Source organism: Pseudomonas sp. FP818 (assembly GCF_030687335.1).
Taxonomy (GTDB): Bacteria; Pseudomonadota; Gammaproteobacteria; order Pseudomonadales; family Pseudomonadaceae; genus Aquipseudomonas; species Aquipseudomonas shahriarae.
In genome coordinates, this window is sequence record NZ_CP117427.1 from 368,025 (window position 1) to 384,093 (window position 16,069).

12 protein-coding genes and 1 pseudogene are annotated in these 16,069 nt (G+C 60.7%); 10 read left to right on the forward strand and 3 right to left on the reverse strand.

Annotation, left to right across the window (positions count from 1 at the left end):
* Positions 1–9: 9 nt before the first annotated feature.
* The 10 genes from hutG (at position 10) to PSH80_RS01655 (ending at position 11,935) form a co-directional block, all read left to right on the forward strand.
* Positions 10–825 carry an N-formylglutamate deformylase gene (gene hutG / locus PSH80_RS01610; protein WP_057958054.1) on the forward strand — a complete coding sequence of 272 codons (816 nt, stop codon included), beginning with the start codon at positions 10–12 and terminating at the stop codon, positions 823–825.
* A gap of 98 nt (positions 826–923) precedes the next feature.
* Complete coding sequence (locus PSH80_RS01615; protein ID WP_128593012.1) at positions 924–1,400, forward strand: hypothetical protein; 477 nt, start codon at positions 924–926, stop codon at positions 1,398–1,400.
* 716 nt (positions 1,401–2,116) lie between these two features.
* Positions 2,117–3,088, forward strand: a complete 972-nt coding sequence (gene pip / locus PSH80_RS01620; RefSeq protein ID WP_220172651.1) for a prolyl aminopeptidase — start codon at positions 2,117–2,119, stop codon at positions 3,086–3,088.
* Positions 3,085–3,522 (forward strand): D-aminoacyl-tRNA deacylase, encoded by a 438-nt coding sequence (gene dtd / locus PSH80_RS01625; protein WP_057958057.1) that lies wholly within the window; start codon positions 3,085–3,087, stop codon positions 3,520–3,522. The genes pip and dtd overlap by 4 nt, the downstream gene beginning before the upstream one ends.
* Before the next feature lie 266 nt (positions 3,523–3,788).
* Positions 3,789–5,516, forward strand: a complete 1,728-nt coding sequence (locus tag PSH80_RS01630) for a glucan biosynthesis protein G (RefSeq protein WP_057958074.1) — start codon at positions 3,789–3,791, stop codon at positions 5,514–5,516.
* Positions 5,509–8,079, forward strand: a complete 2,571-nt coding sequence (mdoH, locus tag PSH80_RS01635; protein ID WP_057437190.1) for a glucans biosynthesis glucosyltransferase MdoH — start codon at positions 5,509–5,511, stop codon at positions 8,077–8,079. Before PSH80_RS01630 ends, mdoH begins: the two co-directional genes overlap by 8 nt.
* A gap of 229 nt (positions 8,080–8,308) precedes the next feature.
* Positions 8,309–9,106: a transporter substrate-binding domain-containing protein gene (locus tag PSH80_RS01640; protein WP_057958058.1), complete on the forward strand. Its 798-nt coding sequence runs from the start codon at positions 8,309–8,311 to the stop codon at positions 9,104–9,106.
* Between the two features lie 221 nt (positions 9,107–9,327).
* The gene (locus PSH80_RS01645) at positions 9,328–10,125 is read left to right on the forward strand and encodes a transporter substrate-binding domain-containing protein (RefSeq protein WP_057958059.1); all 798 of its coding nucleotides are present in this window, start codon (positions 9,328–9,330) and stop codon (positions 10,123–10,125) included.
* A gap of 123 nt (positions 10,126–10,248) precedes the next feature.
* Positions 10,249–11,208, forward strand: a complete 960-nt coding sequence (locus PSH80_RS01650; protein WP_057958060.1) for an amino acid ABC transporter permease — start codon at positions 10,249–10,251, stop codon at positions 11,206–11,208.
* Positions 11,201–11,935 carry an amino acid ABC transporter ATP-binding protein gene (locus PSH80_RS01655; protein ID WP_057958061.1) on the forward strand — a complete coding sequence of 245 codons (735 nt, stop codon included), beginning with the start codon at positions 11,201–11,203 and terminating at the stop codon, positions 11,933–11,935. The genes PSH80_RS01650 and PSH80_RS01655 overlap by 8 nt, the downstream gene beginning before the upstream one ends.
* Before the next feature lie 15 nt (positions 11,936–11,950).
* On the opposite strand, the gene PSH80_RS01660 is transcribed toward PSH80_RS01655, so the two are convergent.
* From PSH80_RS01660 to PSH80_RS27235, 3 genes and pseudogenes are all read right to left on the reverse strand, one after another.
* Positions 11,951–13,858 carry a methyl-accepting chemotaxis protein gene (locus PSH80_RS01660; RefSeq protein WP_057437200.1) on the reverse strand — a complete coding sequence of 636 codons (1,908 nt, stop codon included), beginning with the start codon at positions 13,856–13,858 and terminating at the stop codon, positions 11,951–11,953.
* 186 nt (positions 13,859–14,044) lie between these two features.
* Positions 14,045–14,917 carry a methyl-accepting chemotaxis protein gene (locus PSH80_RS27230; protein WP_370693728.1) on the reverse strand — a complete coding sequence of 291 codons (873 nt, stop codon included), beginning with the start codon at positions 14,915–14,917 and terminating at the stop codon, positions 14,045–14,047.
* Between the two features lie 30 nt (positions 14,918–14,947).
* Positions 14,948–15,961: pseudogene (locus tag PSH80_RS27235) on the reverse strand (methyl-accepting chemotaxis protein); the annotation flags it as partial.
* Positions 15,962–16,069 lie beyond the last annotated feature (108 nt).

The window sequence follows — 16,069 nt, forward strand, 5'->3', positions numbered from 1 at the left end:
AGTACTGCTGTGGATAAGGTTCTGAACTTCAAACAAGGCCGCACACCGCTGCTGATCAGCATGCCCCACGCCGGCCTGCGCCTGACGCCTGCGGTTGCAGCGGGCCTGATCCCCGAGGCGCAAAGCCTGCCGGATACCGACTGGCATATCCCTACGCTGTACGATTTTGCTGCAGAGCTGGGGGCCAGCACCCTGGCGGCCGAGTATTCGCGGTTTGTCATCGACTTGAACCGGCCGTCGGACGACAAGCCGCTGTATGCCGGGGCGACCACCGGCCTGTTTCCCGCGACGCTGTTTGATGGCGTGCCGTTGTTTATTGAAGGCAAGGAGCCGTCGAAGGCGGAGCGGGCGACCTATCTGGAGCAGATCTGGACGCCTTATCACCAGACCCTGCAACAGGAACTGGCGCGGCTCAAGGCCGAATTCGGCTACGCGCTGCTGTTCGACGCCCACTCGATCCGCTCGGTGATCCCACACCTGTTCGACGGCAAGCTGCCGGACTTCAACCTCGGCACCTTCAATGGCGCCGCCTGCGACCCCGAGTTGGCCAGCCAGTTGGAAGCCATCTGCGCGGCGCATCCGCACTACAGCCATGTGCTGAACGGGCGTTTCAAGGGCGGGCATATCACCCGGCACTACGGCAACCCGGCGCAGGATATTCATGCGGTGCAGTTGGAGTTGGGGCAGTGCACGTATATGGAGGAGTTTGAGCCGTTCAGGTATCGACAGGATCTGGCCGAGCCGACGCGGGTGGTGTTGAGGCAGTTGCTGGAAGGGTTCTTGGCGTGGGGCCAGAAGCAGTTGTCTTCAAGGCCTATTCCGTAACTTGAGTAGGTTATTTCCTTAATGTGGTTACCACCCTTAGTACATCTATGTTGTTTGGTTAGTCTGCGGGCCTCTGCGATCAGGAAGGGCCAACGGTGGTGTCTCAGGAAGAGGAATTTCGAGTTGTTTTAAGTTATGCGCAGATGGCAGCGATTTTGGAACACCAATCCCTGAGCGCTGCTGAAATCGCCTCAAATCGAATTTTTGGCGGTTTGCGTGTCGTTGGTGGGATCATCGAGTTGGCGGGCGCAGGTGTTTTGTGCGCATTACCTGAGCCGACGATGATCAGCAAGATGGGCTGTGTTGCCATGGGGGTACACGCCTCTGATCAGTTGGCTGCCGGTACCGCACAACTGCTCAGCGGCGAGACAACTGCGTCGTACGCCTATAGATCCGGTCAGGCGATAGCCGCTGGCTTGGGAGCCTCACCTGCAACAGGGCAGGTGATTGGTTTAGCTGGTGAGTTTGCCGTGCCGTTATCCACCGCCAGCCTCTACGCGGCTTTTCGAGTCTCATCCTTTCAGGGTGGCAGGATGAGGCTTAATTATGTGCTGACCGCCTTTCCGATTATCTGAGGCGGTTATGGCTTATCAGCGTTTAACGGGTTTCATGTATAGCGAAGTGGGTGAGAAAGTCGGTGCGTGGCGCAGGGAAGGAGAACCTGCGATTGTGCCTCTTTCCTTGCCGGCTATTGTGCAAGGCTATGTTGACGCCCATTCCCGCCTCAGTGTCCTGCTACTCAAGCGGGAAATTCACGGCTACCTGCGTAATAACCTGACACCTGGTGGACCTGCGCAATGCAGCACCGTTTGATTATGAGTTGTGTTTTTCAGAGCATTACTTCGGTTGTAACAACCACCAGTTCTTGCTGTGGGTTTGTCGGCTTCTGGATGAAAACCTCAAGCGTACTCAGTGGCGAGGCATAAAGCGGCTGTTCAATAGGATGTGTTGATAACACGACGCAAAGGATCCACAACCGTTCCAGGATGCAGCGGCGTCCTCACGTCGTAAGCGCCAGATCAAACAATGGGGGCGAAATGTGGGAGCGGGCTGGTCGGATCGCCGCATCGCCGCGATGGCGGTCTGTCAGTTCACAAATATGTCGACTGATCCGCCGCTATCGCGAGCAAGCCCGCTCCCACAGGTGGTGCGCGAACCTTCCTGGCTGATCACTGACACAGGTCTAAGTCCTCAAGGACATGCTCATTGCACAATTCGGGTTTATGATGCCAGACGGCAAAAATAATAGACGTCCCCCCAGGGATGGACCCGACCCCTTACGGAGCGCGCAATGCAGACTTTGTACCCGCAGATCAAACCCTACGCCCGGCACGATCTGGCCGTCGATGAAACCCACACGCTGTATGTCGACGAAAGTGGTTCCCCGCAAGGTTTGCCCGTGGTCTTCATCCATGGCGGTCCCGGCGCCGGCTGCGATGCCAACAGTCGCTGCTATTTCGATCCGAACCTGTACCGCATCGTCACCTTTGACCAGCGCGGCTGCGGGCGCTCCACTCCGCGGGCCAGCCTGGAAAACAACACCACCTGGGACCTGGTCGCCGACCTTGAGCGGATCCGCGAGCACCTGGGCATTGAAAAATGGGTGCTGTTCGGTGGCTCCTGGGGCTCGACCCTGGCCCTGGCCTATGCGCAAACCCACCCTGATCGCGTACATGGCCTTATTGTGCGCGGCATCTTCCTGGCCCGCCCGCAGGATATCCAGTGGTTCTACCAGGCCGGCGCGAGCCGCCTGTTCCCGGACTACTGGCAGGATTACATCGCGCCAATCCCGGTGGAAGAGCGCCACGACATGATCAGCGCCTACCACAAGCGCCTGACCGGCAATGACCAGATCGCCCAGATGCATGCCGCCAAGACATGGTCCACCTGGGAAGGCCGCATGCTCGGCCTGTGCCCCAGCCCGCAGCTGATCGAGCGCTTCTCCGAGCCCCAGCGCGCCTTGTCGATTGCGCGTATCGAGTGCCACTACTTCACCAATAACTCGTTCCTGGAGCCCAACCAACTGATTCGCGATATGCACAAGATCGCCCATCTGCCGGGGATCATCGTGCATGGCCGCTACGATATGATCTGCCCGCTGGATAATGCCTGGGAGCTGCACCAGGCCTGGCCGAACAGTGAGTTGCAGGTGATCCGCGAGGCGGGCCACGCGGCGTCCGAGCCGGGTATCACCGATGCGCTGGTGCGTGCGGCGGGCCAGATGGCACGACGCCTGCTTGATCTGCCCCCTGAAGAAGCATGAAGGGCCTTTTGCAGCGGGTGCGTGGCGCCCGGGTCGAGGTGGCGGGGCAGGTGGTGGGTGCGATAGACCAGGGTTTGCTGGTACTGGTGGCCGTTGAACCTTCAGATACCGCCGCCAGTGCCGACAAGTTGTTGCATAAGCTGCTTAACTACCGGGTGTTCAGTGACGACGAGGGCAAGATGAACCTGTCGTTGAAGGACATTGGCGGTGGTTTGCTGCTGGTGTCCCAGTTCACCCTGGCGGCCGACACCAAGAGTGGCCTGCGTCCGAGCTTCTCCAAAGCGGCGCCACCGGCGTTGGGCGAGGCGCTTTTCGAGCACTTGTTGTCACAAGCGCAACAATTGCATGGCACGGTGGCGTCGGGGCGTTTTGGCGCGGATATGCAGGTGCATTTGGTCAATGACGGGCCGGTCACCTTCCTGTTACAGACCTGATTGTATGAAAAACGACTTTTAATGCGCAAAACGCAAGTTTTCGCTACAAATACTTGGTTGCCCCTGCTGCGTTATCTCACGGGCTACTAGATAATCGCGCGCTACGGGGACCAGCGTAAATTGGTCCAGTTTTGATTTAGGTAGAGACTTGTCCGGTCGCCCTTGGGGAATCATTTAGCCCCATCGGAGTCGGAACAATGCTCGCCAACCTGGCATATAGATAGCTGGCCGTTGGTTTTTTGATCTGTTTTCGGCGAGGGTTGCTCGTGATTGTTAGTCCCTGTAATGCACCAAAATTGTCTGCCAAACGGTTACGAAACGCACTGGTGACGGGCTCCGCCCTGTTTTGCCTGTTCGGCGCGGGTCAACTGTGGGCATTCAGTCTGGACGATGTGTCGGCCAAGGCAAAAGAGTTGGCCGGGCAGAAATACGAAGCCCCACGCAGCAATCTGCCGAACGAATTCCGCGAAATGAAGTTCGCTGATTACCAGAAAATTCGTTTCCGCAATGAAAAAGCCGAGTGGGCCGAGCAGAAAACCCCGTTCAAGCTGTCCTTCTATCACCAGGGCATGCACTTCGACACGCCGGTGAAAATCAACGAAGTCACCGCGACCGACGTCCAGGAAATCAAGTACGACCCGACTCGTTTCGATTTCGGCGACGTCAAGTTTGATCCTAAAGCCACCGATCAGCTGGGTTATGCCGGCTTTCGCGTGCTGTACCCGATCAACAAGGACGACAAGCAAGACGAAATCATGACCATGCTCGGCGCCAGCTATTTCCGCGTCGTGGGCAAGGACCAGGTCTATGGCCTGTCGGCCCGTGGCATGGCGATTGATACCGCGCTGCCGTCCGGCGAAGAGTTCCCGCGTTTCACCGAGTTCTGGATCGAGCGTCCAAAGCCGGGCGACAAGCACCTGGTGATCTTCGCCTTGCTGGATTCGCCACGGGCCACCGGCGCCTACCGCCTGATCCTGCGTCCGGGCACCGACACCATTGTCGACGTCAAGTCGCAGATGTTCCTGCGTGACAATGTCAGCAAGCTGGGCGTTGCCCCGCTGACCAGCATGTTCCTGTTCGGCGCCAACCAGCCGTCCAAAGTGCTCAATTACCGTCGCGAACTGCACGACTCCAGCGGCCTGTCGATCCATGCCGGTAACGGCGAGTGGATCTGGCGCCCGCTGAACAACCCAAAACACCTGTCGGTCAGCAACTTCTCGGTAGAAAACCCGCGTGGTTTCGGCCTGTTGCAGCGTGGTCGCAACTTCAGCCAGTACGAAGACCTCGACGACAACTACGACAAGCGCCCAAGCGCCTGGATCGAGCCGCAAGGCGACTGGGGCAAGGGTTCCGTGGATCTGGTAGAGATTCCGACCGCCGATGAAACCAACGACAACATCGTTGCCTTCTGGAGCCCGGCCGAACTGCCTAAGCCCGGCGAGCCGCTGGATATCGCCTACCGCCTGCACTGGACTCTCAACGATGCACCGTTCCACTCGCCGGACAGTGCCTGGGTCAAGCAGACCCTGCGTTCTACCGGTGATGTGAAACAGTCCAACCTGATCCGTCAGCCAGACGGCAGCGTGGCCTATCTGGTGGACTTCGAAGGCCCGTCCCTCAAGGCCCTGAAGCCCGATGCAGCAGTGCGCAGCCAGGTCAGCGTCGGCGAAAACGGCGAAGTCGTGGAAAACAGCGTGCGCTACAACCCGCACACCAAAGGCTGGCGCCTGACCCTGCGCTTGAAGATCAAGGATGCAGGCAAACCGACCGAAATGCGTGCGGCCCTGGTCCAGGATATCGTCAAGCCTGAGCCAGAGCAGGCTTCCACCCAAGTCCTGAAGGCTGACAAAGTCTTGGCCAAGCAACACGAGAAACAGGCCAAGAAAGACGCCAAGGACAAGCAGCCAGAAGCTGCCCCAGCCACCCCGGAGCCAGTCAAGACAGAACAAGTCCTGACCGAAACCTGGAGCAATCAGTTGCCTGCCGATGAGTAATTCTCAAGTCCAGCCAGAGACTCTTGCCGAGTACCTGGCGCATCTTCCGATGACCGACGAGCAGCGCGCCGAACTGGCGGGCTGCAAGTCCTTCTCCGAACTGCACGAGCGCCTGTCGTCGTCGACCTTTGACGCACCGGTGGACGCCGCGCAGGCGTCGGTTGGCCGCCGGCTGACCCTCAACACTGCCGAGGAGCTAGAGGAAGCCGAAATGCTGGTGCTCGACGCCAGCGGTCGGGTTTGCCTCAAGGCCACGCCGCCGATCCGCCGTACCAAAGTGGTGCCCGAGCCTTGGCGCACCAATATTCTGGTGCGTGGCTGGCGCCGGTTGACCGGCCGCAGCAACCCTCCTGCGCCGCCGAAAGACGAGCGCGTGCTGCCGGCTGCGCGCTGGCGCACGGTCGGTTCGATCCGCCGCTATATCCTGCTGGTGCTGATGCTCGGCCAGACGATTGTGGCCGGCTGGTACATGAAAGGCATCATGCCTTACCAGGGCTGGTCCTTCGTCGACTTTGACGAGGTGCGCAACCAGACCCTGCTGCAAACCGCTACCCAGGTCCTGCCCTACGCCCTGCAAACCAGCATCCTGATCATGTTCGGGATTCTGTTCTGCTGGGTTTCGGCAGGTTTCTGGACCGCGCTGATGGGCTTCCTTGAACTGCTTACCGGTCACGACAAGTACCGGATCTCCGGCAAAAGCGCCGGCGACGAGCCGATCCCGAAAGAGGCCCGTACCGCGCTGGTGATGCCGATCTGCAACGAAGACGTGCCCCGGGTGTTTGCCGGCTTGCGTGCGACCTTTGAGTCGGTCGCTGCCACTGGCGATCTGGACCGCTTCGATTTCTTCGTGCTCAGTGACAGTAACGACGCCGATATCTGCATCGCCGAACAGCAAGCCTGGCTCGACGTGTGCCGCGAAGCCGGTGGCTTTGGCAAGATCTTCTATCGCCGCCGTCGCCGTCGCGTCAAACGCAAGAGCGGCAACCTCGACGACTTCTGCCGTCGCTGGGGCGGTGACTACAAGTACATGGTGGTCCTCGACGCCGACAGCGTGATGAGCGGCGAATGCCTGACCAGCCTGGTGCGCCTGATGGAAGCCACGCCGGACGCCGGGATCATCCAGACCGCGCCACGTGCCTCGGGCATGGACACCCTGTATGCACGCATGCAGCAGTTCGCCACTCGCGTCTACGGCCCGCTGTTCACCGCCGGCCTGCACTTCTGGCAGTTGGGCGAATCCCACTACTGGGGCCACAACGCGATCATCCGCATGAAGCCGTTTATCGAGCACTGCGCCCTGGCGCCGTTGCCCGGCAAAGGTGCGTTCGCCGGTTCGATTCTTTCCCACGACTTCGTTGAAGCTGCGCTGATGCGCCGTGCCGGCTGGGGCGTGTGGATTGCCTACGACTTGCCGGGCAGCTACGAAGAACTGCCGCCCAACCTGCTGGACGAGCTCAAGCGTGACCGTCGCTGGTGCCACGGTAACCTGATGAACTTCCGCCTGTTCCTGGTCAAGGGCATGCACCCGGTGCACCGTGCGGTGTTCCTCACCGGCGTGATGTCGTACCTGTCGGCACCGTTGTGGTTCCTGTTCCTGGTGCTGTCCACGGCCCTGCTGGCGGTCAACACGCTGATGGAGCCGCAGTACTTCATGGCGCCGCGCCAGTTGTACCCGCTGTGGCCACAATGGCATCCGGACAAGGCGGTGGCGCTGTTCTCCACCACCATCGTGCTGCTGTTCCTGCCTAAATTGCTGAGCATCATCCTGATCTGGGCCAAGGGCGCGAAAGAGTTCGGTGGCAAGTTCAAGGTGACCTTGTCGATGCTCCTGGAGATGTTGTTCTCCATGCTGCTGGCGCCGGTACGGATGATTTTCCACACCCGTTTCGTGCTCGCTGCGTTCCTCGGCTGGGCCGCGACCTGGAACTCGCCGCAACGTGACGACGACTCCACGCCCTGGAGCGAGGCGGTCAAGCGCCACGGTCCGCAGACCTTGCTGGGCTTCTTCTGGGCGCTGCTGGTGGTGTGGTTGAACCCCAGTTTCCTGTGGTGGCTGGTGCCGATTGTCGGTTCGCTGATGCTGTCGATCCCGGTGTCGGTGATCTCCAGCCGGGTCAATCTGGGCCTCAAGTCCCGCGACGAAAGCCTGTTCCTGATCCCTGAGGAATACAATCCGCCGCAGGCGCTGCTGTCGACCGACCGCTATACCCACGAAAACCGTTGGCATGCACTCAATGACGGGTTTATCCGGGCAGTGGTCGATCCGCAACAGAATGCCCTGGCCTGTGCCCTGGCAACGTCCCGACATGGTCAGGCAGAGCCGATCGAGTGGCTGCGTATCGAGCGTGTGCGGCATGCGTTGAAAGTCGGCCCTGCCGGCCTGAACAACAACGAGCGCGTGGCGTTGCTCAGCGACCCGGTGGCCCTGGCTCGCCTGCATGAGCAAGTCTGGAGCGAGGGGCATGCCGAATGGCTGGGTGCCTGGCGCGAGTCGGTCAAGGCCGACCCCCATGCGCCGTTGCTGCCGCTGCAACCGCTGTCATCCCAGGCGCAACCTGCCTGATTCAGACGCCCCCGAGACCTGTCTCGGGGGCGCTTGATACGCCTCTCCTACAGCGCTTGTCGCTTCTGCTTCACCCTTCTAACTTCGATACAAAAGACCCTGGTTCAAGGCGTATTGCCCTGCCTGCCGGTGGGTTAGGATCGCCCCCCAAATCTGAATCGACCGCCTCTGGTTTGCGCTAAACCCGCAATGCCCGGTGTGCGGCTGTGTAATGAAAAAGGGGCTTTTCATGATCAAGGGTTACTGGTCGATGCTGCTGGGCATTGTCGCGTTGGTACAGCTGCAGATGGCACACGCAGGCGCGATTGATGAGGCCGTGCGGCGCGGGGTCTTGAAGGTGGGGACGGATCCCAACTATGTGCCTTTCGAAATGACTGACAAACAGGGGCGGGTCATCGGCTTCGAAGCAGACCTGCTCGAAGAAATGGGCAAAGCCCTGGGGGTGACCCTGGAATGGGTTCCGGTGGCTTATACCGAACTGATCCCGGGCCTGCTGGCCGGCCGGTTCGACCTGATCGGCAGTGGCATGACCGTGACCCAGGAGCGCAACCTCAAACTCAACTTCAGTGATTCATTCATCATTGTCGGCCAGACCGTGCTGCTTCACCCGCGCCTGGCCGGCAAAGTCAGCAGCATTGAAGACTTGAACGAAGCCGGCTACCGGATTGCGGCGGCGGATGGCACCACGGGCGAAGTGGCGGCGCGGCGCTTCCTGGGGGCTGCACAGCTGCAGAGTGTTGCCACGGCGGAGGAAGGCGTCCGCCAGGTGGTCAGCGGTGAGGTTGATGCGTTTATCCATGATGCGCCCTATAACCTGATCGCCCTGGCCAAGCCGCAAAACCGCAAACTGCTGGCCCTGGAGCAACCCTTCACCTACGAGCCCCTGGCGTTTGGGCTGAAGAAGGGCGACTACGACAGCCTGAACTGGATCAATCACTTCCTTAATCAGATTGCCCAGGACGGCACCTACGATCGGCTGCATGACAAGTGGTTCCGGGACACGGACTGGCTGTCGGAGATCGAATGACGGTCACAACTGCTTACATACTCACATGGGAGGCGCCCAGTAGGGCAAGCCCTCTAACTGCGCTTTCTCCGGGTTTTTGTAGGGTTTTTCTGTCATATCAGCCAACAAATCCCGGCTAGACCTTTGTGCCAGTGGGCGAGTGGGTTAGCATCGCTCCCCGAAGAAATAGTGCAGCCCTGCTGGGGCTCGCATCAAAATAAAATGAGTCAGGGGACTTGGTGATGAAAAAGTATCTTTCGATGCTGATGCTCGGCGTGACGGCCCTGCTGGCGGTCAATACGGCCCAGGCCGGGGCGATTGACGAAGCGGTCAAGCGCGGCACCTTGAAAGTCGGCATGGATCCGACCTACATGCCGTTCGAGATGACCAACAAACGCGGCGAAATCATTGGTTTTGAAGTCGACCTGCTCAAGGCAATGGCCAAGTCCATGGGGGTCAAGCTGGAACTGGTCTCCACCGGTTACGACGGGATCATCCCGGCGTTCCTGACCGGCAAGTTCGACATGATCGGCAGCGGCATGACCCTGACCCAGGAGCGCAACCTGCGCCTGAACTTCAGCGAACCGTTCATCGTGGTGGGCCAGACCCTGCTGATCCGCAAGGAACTGGAAGGCACTATCAAGTCCTACAAAGACCTGAACGACGAGAAGTACCGTCTGACCTCCAAGCTCGGCACCACCGGCGAGATGGTGGCCAAGAAGCTGATCTCCAAGGCCAAGTACCACGGCTACGACAACGAGCAGGAAGGTGTGCTTGACGTGGTCAACGGCAAGGCCGATGCCTTTGTCTACGACGCGCCGTACAACGTGGTGGCCGAGAAAAAAGTCGGCAACGGCAAGTTGGTATACCTCGAAGAACCCTTCACCTATGAGCCTCTGGCATTCGGCTTGAAGAAGGGCGACTACGACAGCATCAACTTCATCAACAACTTCCTGCACCAGATCAAGCACGACGGCACCTACGATCGCATCCATGACAAGTGGTTCAAGAGCTCCGAGTGGCTCAAGGACATGGAATAAGCTAGCAACCGCGTCGCGCCCATCGCGGGCAAGCCCGCCCCCACAGTTGGAGTGCATTCCAAGGTGGGAGCGGGCTTGCCCGCGATGGCGGCCTGACAGCCGATACACCTCCCGGAACTCGCAATGAAACAGAAAAAAGCCCAATGGCCCTGGCACCTGCTGACCGTGCTGGTGCTGGTCGGCATGGCCGGCGCGTTGTACTACGCCACCTCGCTGATGTCCTACGAATGGCGCTGGAACCGTGTGCCGCAATACTTTGCCTACCAGGCCGAAGAGTCCAAGCGCGCGGCGGATATTTCCACGGTGGTCGAGTTGGTGCGCAAGGGCGACGTGGCTGAAGTCACCCTGCGTAACGACGCAGGTGCCGAGCAGCACCTGACGGTGGCCGAAAACAGCCTGCAAGTAGCCCGTGGCGACGATGTGGCCGAAGGCGATGTGATCGGTGTGACCCGGCATTGGGCGTTGGGCCCGTTGATGTGGGGCTTGTGGACCACCCTGTGGCTGTCCTTGGTTTCGGGGGTATTGGGCCTGTTCATCGGCCTGGCGACCGGTTTGTGTCGGTTGTCGAATAACCCGACCTTGCGCGATCTGTCGACGATCTACGTCGAACTGGTGCGAGGCACGCCGCTATTGGTACAGATCTTCATTTTCTACTTCTTTATCGGCACGGTGCTGAACCTGTCGCGTGAGTTCGCCGGTATCGCCGCGCTGTCGCTGTTTACCGGCGCCTACGTGGCGGAAATCGTGCGCGCGGGCGTGCAGTCGATTGCCCGTGGCCAGGGCGAAGCGGCCCGTTCCCTGGGGCTGAGTGCCAGCCAGTCGATGCGCCACGTGGTATTGCCGCAAGCCTTCAAGCGCGTGCTGCCGCCGTTGGCCGGGCAATTTATCAGCCTGGTCAAGGACACCTCGCTGGTGTCGGTGATCGCTATCACCGAGCTGCTCAAAAGCGGCCGCGAAGTCATCACCACCTCGTTTTCGCCGTTTGAAATCCTGTTCTGTGTCGCAGGCCTGTACCTGCTGATCAACCTGCCGCTGTCGAAAATGGCCAGCCGGCTTGAGCGGAGGCTCGCCCAAAGTGATTGAAGTCCGCGATCTGGTAAAAGTCTTCGACACCCGTGGGCACGTGGTGCGCGCGGTGGATCACGTCACCACCCAGGTGGCCAAGGGCGAAGTGCTGGTGGTGATCGGTCCATCCGGTTCCGGCAAATCGACGTTCCTGCGCTGCCTCAACGGCCTGGAGGAGTTCGACTCGGGCTCGGTGAGCATCGACGGCCTGCAACTGGCCGACCCCAAGACCGATGTGAACGCCTATCGCCGGGAAGTCGGCATGGTGTTCCAGCACTTCAACCTGTTCCCGCACATGACCGTGCTGGAAAACCTGTGCCTGGCGCAGAAAGTCGTGCGCAAGCGCGGCAAGCAAGAGCGCGAGGCCAAGGCCCTGGCCTTGTTGGAAAAGGTCGGCATTGCGCAGAAAGCCAACGAGTTTCCTTCACGGCTCTCCGGCGGCCAGCAACAGCGTGTGGCGATTGCCCGGGCGTTGGCCATGGAGCCCAAGGTCATGCTGTTTGACGAGCCCACCTCGGCGCTGGACCCGGAAATGGTCGGCGAAGTGCTGGACGTCATGAAGACCCTGGCCCTGGAAGGCATGACCATGGTCTGCGTGACCCACGAAATGGGCTTTGCCCGGGAAGTGGCGGACCGTGTGCTGTTTTTTGATCACGGCAAACTGTTGGAAGATGCTGCGCCCGCGCAGTTCTTCGATGCGCCGAAGGACCCACGGGCACAAGCGTTCTTGCGCCAGGTTCTGTAAAGCCCAGGGGCATGCTCATACCTTGAACTTGCCCACGTACTGCTGAAGGTCCGTGCCCAGGCGTGCCAATTCGATACTCGCCGCCGCTGTCTGTTCACTGGCAGCGGCGGTTTGCTCCGACACATCCCGGACTTTCAACACGCTGCGGTTAATCTCCTCGGCCACCGCACTTTGCTGTTCGGCAGCGGCGGCGATCTGTGGATTCATTTCCTGGATGACCAGCACGGTGCGCGCGATTTCCGTCAGGGCGTCGCCGGCGTTGCGGGTCAGGCCGACGCTGCGGTCGGTCAAGGTGCGGCTGTTGTCCATGATATCGGCGACCTGTTGCGTGCCGCTGTGCAATCCGCCAATCAGCTCTTCGATTTCCTCAGCGGACTGCTGGGTACGCTGGGCGAGGCTGCGTACTTCGTCGGCCACCACCGCAAACCCTTGGCCGGCCTCACCGGCACGTGCGGCCTCGATTGCCGCATTGAGCGCCAGCAGGTTGGTCTGCTGGGACACCGACTTGATCACCTCCAGCACACTGCCGATCTTCTGACTTTCCCGCTGCAGGCCCAGCATGGCCTGGCTTGAGCGTGCCATTTCGTGGGCGAGGTGTTCTATGTGTGCCACCGCATCGGCCACCACCTGGTCGCCCAGTTCGGTCTGCTGATTGGCCTGGGTGGCGGCGATCGAGGCCTGTTCGGCGTGCCGGGCGACCTCCTGGGCAGTGGCGAGCATCTGGTTCATGGCGGTCGCCACCTGCTCGGTTTCGTCGCGCTGATTGCTGACGCCGGCCCGGGTTTGCTCGGTAACGGCCGAAAGCTCCTCGGCGGCGCTGGCGATTTGCCGGGCATTGTCGCTGATGCTGCCAATCAGCCCCCGCAGGTTCAGGGTCATTCGCGCCATGCTGCATTGCAACTGGCCCAGTTCATCACGGCGCTGGGTCTGCACATCGTGGCTCAAGTCGCCCTCGGCAATGCGATTGGCCACTGTGAGCGCCCTGCGCAATGGTTTGACGATCTGCCCGGAGATTATCCAGGCGGCGAGGGCGCCGAACAGCAGGGCCGCCCCGGTAATGGCCAGGGTCTGGGTGCGGGCTTGTTCGGCTTCCCGGTCACGGCGCTGAGTCTGGTCCTGAGTAAGCAGGTCGCTTTGTGCCAGTAGCTGGTCCAACTGCTGCTCGAGCTGGTTTTGCGCGGTTTCGGTCGTCAGTTGGGTGTCCCGCAGGCGTGTCAGGTGCGTGCGAATGTTGAGTACGGCATTTTTCAATGCGCTGCTGTCCACGGGTAGCCTCTCCACGGCCGACTGGGCGAGTTCGAGGCTGCGTTCTGCGTCGTTGACCTCCTGGGTATAGACATCCAGGCTGCTGGCGGCCCAGGCCGGGCTCAGGGCGCGGTCTTCGGCCTGTTCGATGGCCAGGCGCAGGCTTTCGACGGCATCGAGGGCTTTTTCGTCTTCCTGGTCCGGCAGGTCGCTGGCCAATTGCGCGAGGACGTCACTGGTGCGCACCGAGCTCTGTTTGAGCTGCTCACGGGCGGTTTCCCGTTGTTTGACCCGCGCGGGGACATCCTTGAGCGTCGTTTTGAAATGCTCGGAGAGGTTCCCCATGCTTTGCAAATACTGCTGGGGTTTCGGCGCTTTCAGACGTTGTGCAAGCTCGGCCAGATATCCGTCGATCTTCTCCATGGACTGGCTCAGTTTGCCAAGGCTGGCCTCGTCGTCCAGGGTGCGGTAGACGATGCGGTCGGCCCTTAGCTCCTCGCCGGCGACCGCCAGTTGGGCGAGAACGGTCAGAGTCTGTGAGCGGTAGAGCGAGGCGGCGAGGGCCTGCCAGCCAGTCAGGGCAATCACAAGGCTCAGGGCCAACACCAAGGCAAAACCCAGGACCAGTTTGAGGGTGACGCTGGCGTTACCCAGCAGTTGAGTCATTCGACGAAGCATGGCCAACCTCCGGCAAGTGCACAAAGGAAATCAACGTGCCGGGACGCCGAGGGGCGTGGACACAGTGAACCCATTGAACGCTAGTTCCCTTGGGCGCCAGGCGTACCGATCAGGGCCTGAAAAACATGTAGGAAATTTCACAAGTTGCATGCGGCGACCCGGACGGGTCGCCGCGAAGGGGAGGTGTCAGACCCGGAAGCGCCCGACCAACGCCTGCAGATGGGAACCCAGGCGCGCCAGTTCGGTACTGGAGGCGGCGGTTTCTTCGCTGGCCGCTGCGGTCTGTTCGGACACATCGCGTACATTCAGCACGCTGCGGTTGATCTCTTCGGCCACGGCGCTCTGTTGCTCGGCAGCAGTGGCGATCTGCTGGTTCATGGCCTGGATGGCCGAGACCGTGCGGGTGATGTTTTCCAGGGCATTGCCAGCCCGGCGTGTCAGCTCGACGCTGCTGTCGGTGAGGCTGCGGCTGCTGTCCATGATGGTCGCCACCTGTTGGGTGCCACTTTGCAGGCCGACGATCAGCTCTTCGATTTCCTCGGTGGACTTCTGGGTGCGTTGCGCCAGGCTGCGCACCTCATCGGCCACCACCGCGAAGCCACGGCCGGCTTCCCCGGCGCGTGCGGCTTCAATGGCCGCGTTAAGGGCCAGCAGGTTGGTTTGCTGGGCCACGGACTTGATCACGTCCAGTACGCTGCCGATCTTGTCGCTTTCGCGCTTGAGGTGGCCCATGGCCTCGGTGGAGTTTCCGACTTCGCCGGCCAGGCGCTCGATCTGGGCGATGGCTTCACCGACGACCCTGTCACCTTCGCGGGCCTGCTGGTCGGCGGCGACGGCGGCTTCCGAGGCTTCCTCGGCATTGCGCGCCACTTCCTGCACGGTGGCGGCCATTTCGTTCATCGCAGTGGCGACCTGGTCAGTCTCGATCTTCTGATTGTTGACCCCGGCGCTGGTCTGCTCGGTAACGGCCGATAGCTGCTCGGCGGCGCTGGCGATTTGCGTCACGCCATCACTGATCCCGCCGATCAGATCGCGCAGGCCCATGGTCATGCTTTGCATGGCGCGTTGCAGTTGGCCCAGTTCGTCCTGGCGTTGCGAAACCAGGTCGTGGGTCAGGTCGCCGGCGGCGACGCGCTCGGCGACCTTGAGGGTCTGGCCCAGTGGGATCACGATCTGCCGGGTAATCGTCCAGGCCGCGACGATGCCACAGAACAGTGCCAGGGCTGCGGCCAGCATCAACAGGAACTTGGCCTGTGCGGCATCGTTGTCGCGGATCACGGTTTGTGAAGCAGTCAGTTTCTTGCTGCGATCAAACAGCAGGTCGCCTTGCTCAGCCATGGCCTTGAGCGCTGCGGTGCTGGCGACCTGGGAGTCGCGGAACTGGCTGACGGCGGCGAGATAGGCCTTGAGGGAGTTGCTGGCCTCTTGCAGGTTGGCGCCGTACTGCTCAGGCAGTTGGCTGCGCAGGCTGTCGGCGCTCTTCAGGGCATTGGCGATGGCCTCCAGTGCCGGCTGCTCAGCTTCGACCTTGGCGCTGTAGGTGTAGCCACGCACTTGGAAGCGCGCTTGCTGAATCAGCTTGCTCAGCTCGATCACGCTGTTGAACTGGGTGACGCTGTCACCTTGCAGCAAGACTTTTTCGATCTCCGCGATGCGTGCGACGGCGTTGTCGGCGGTAGCGCCGAGTTTGCTGCGGGCATCTTCGCGTTGGGCTCCGGCCTGGACCATGGCGCTGAAGGATTGCCGATACTTGGCAACCGCGGCCAGTTGCTCGTCGATCAAGGCGTCGTCTGCCGGTTGCTCGATCTGGCTGCGGGCGGTTTTCAGGCCGCTGTCGAGTTTCTCCATCAACTCATTGACCCGCTCCGGGCCTTGCTCGCCACGGCGCATTTCATAGTCCAGGCGCGCCTGGCGCAGGTCTTTGGTCAGCTCATTGAGGCTGGAAATAAAGCCCAGCTTATCGCCACGGCTGATCACGCCACTCAGGCCTGTCCAGCCGGTGAAGGTGATTAGAAGGGTGAGAAGCAATACCAGGCCAAACCCCACGCTCAGTTTACGATTGACGCTTACATTCCCCAGTTTTTCAGCTAACCAACGGTACATGCGGTGGACTCCCCTGAACAAGGCTTGGACTTATCCTGAGGATATCGGCATGCAAACGCGATTCTGTAGCGACACAAAGCCCTGTGGTAGCTGGCTTTGTGGTGTTTG

Coding starts and splice junctions, on each gene's coding strand:
- PSH80_RS27230 (WP_370693728.1), bottom strand. CDS start 14,917: ATGCAAAGCATGACCATGGGCCTGCGCGATCTGATCGGCGGGATCAGT.
- pip (WP_220172651.1), top strand. CDS start 2,117: ATGCAGACTTTGTACCCGCAGATCAAACCCTACGCCCGGCACGATCTG.
- PSH80_RS01640 (WP_057958058.1), top strand. CDS start 8,309: ATGATCAAGGGTTACTGGTCGATGCTGCTGGGCATTGTCGCGTTGGTA.
- PSH80_RS01650 (WP_057958060.1), top strand. CDS start 10,249: ATGAAACAGAAAAAAGCCCAATGGCCCTGGCACCTGCTGACCGTGCTG.
- PSH80_RS01645 (WP_057958059.1), top strand. CDS start 9,328: ATGAAAAAGTATCTTTCGATGCTGATGCTCGGCGTGACGGCCCTGCTG.
- dtd (WP_057958057.1), top strand. CDS start 3,085: ATGAAGGGCCTTTTGCAGCGGGTGCGTGGCGCCCGGGTCGAGGTGGCG.
- PSH80_RS01660 (WP_057437200.1), bottom strand. CDS start 13,858: ATGCTTCGTCGAATGACTCAACTGCTGGGTAACGCCAGCGTCACCCTC.
- mdoH (WP_057437190.1), top strand. CDS start 5,509: ATGAGTAATTCTCAAGTCCAGCCAGAGACTCTTGCCGAGTACCTGGCG.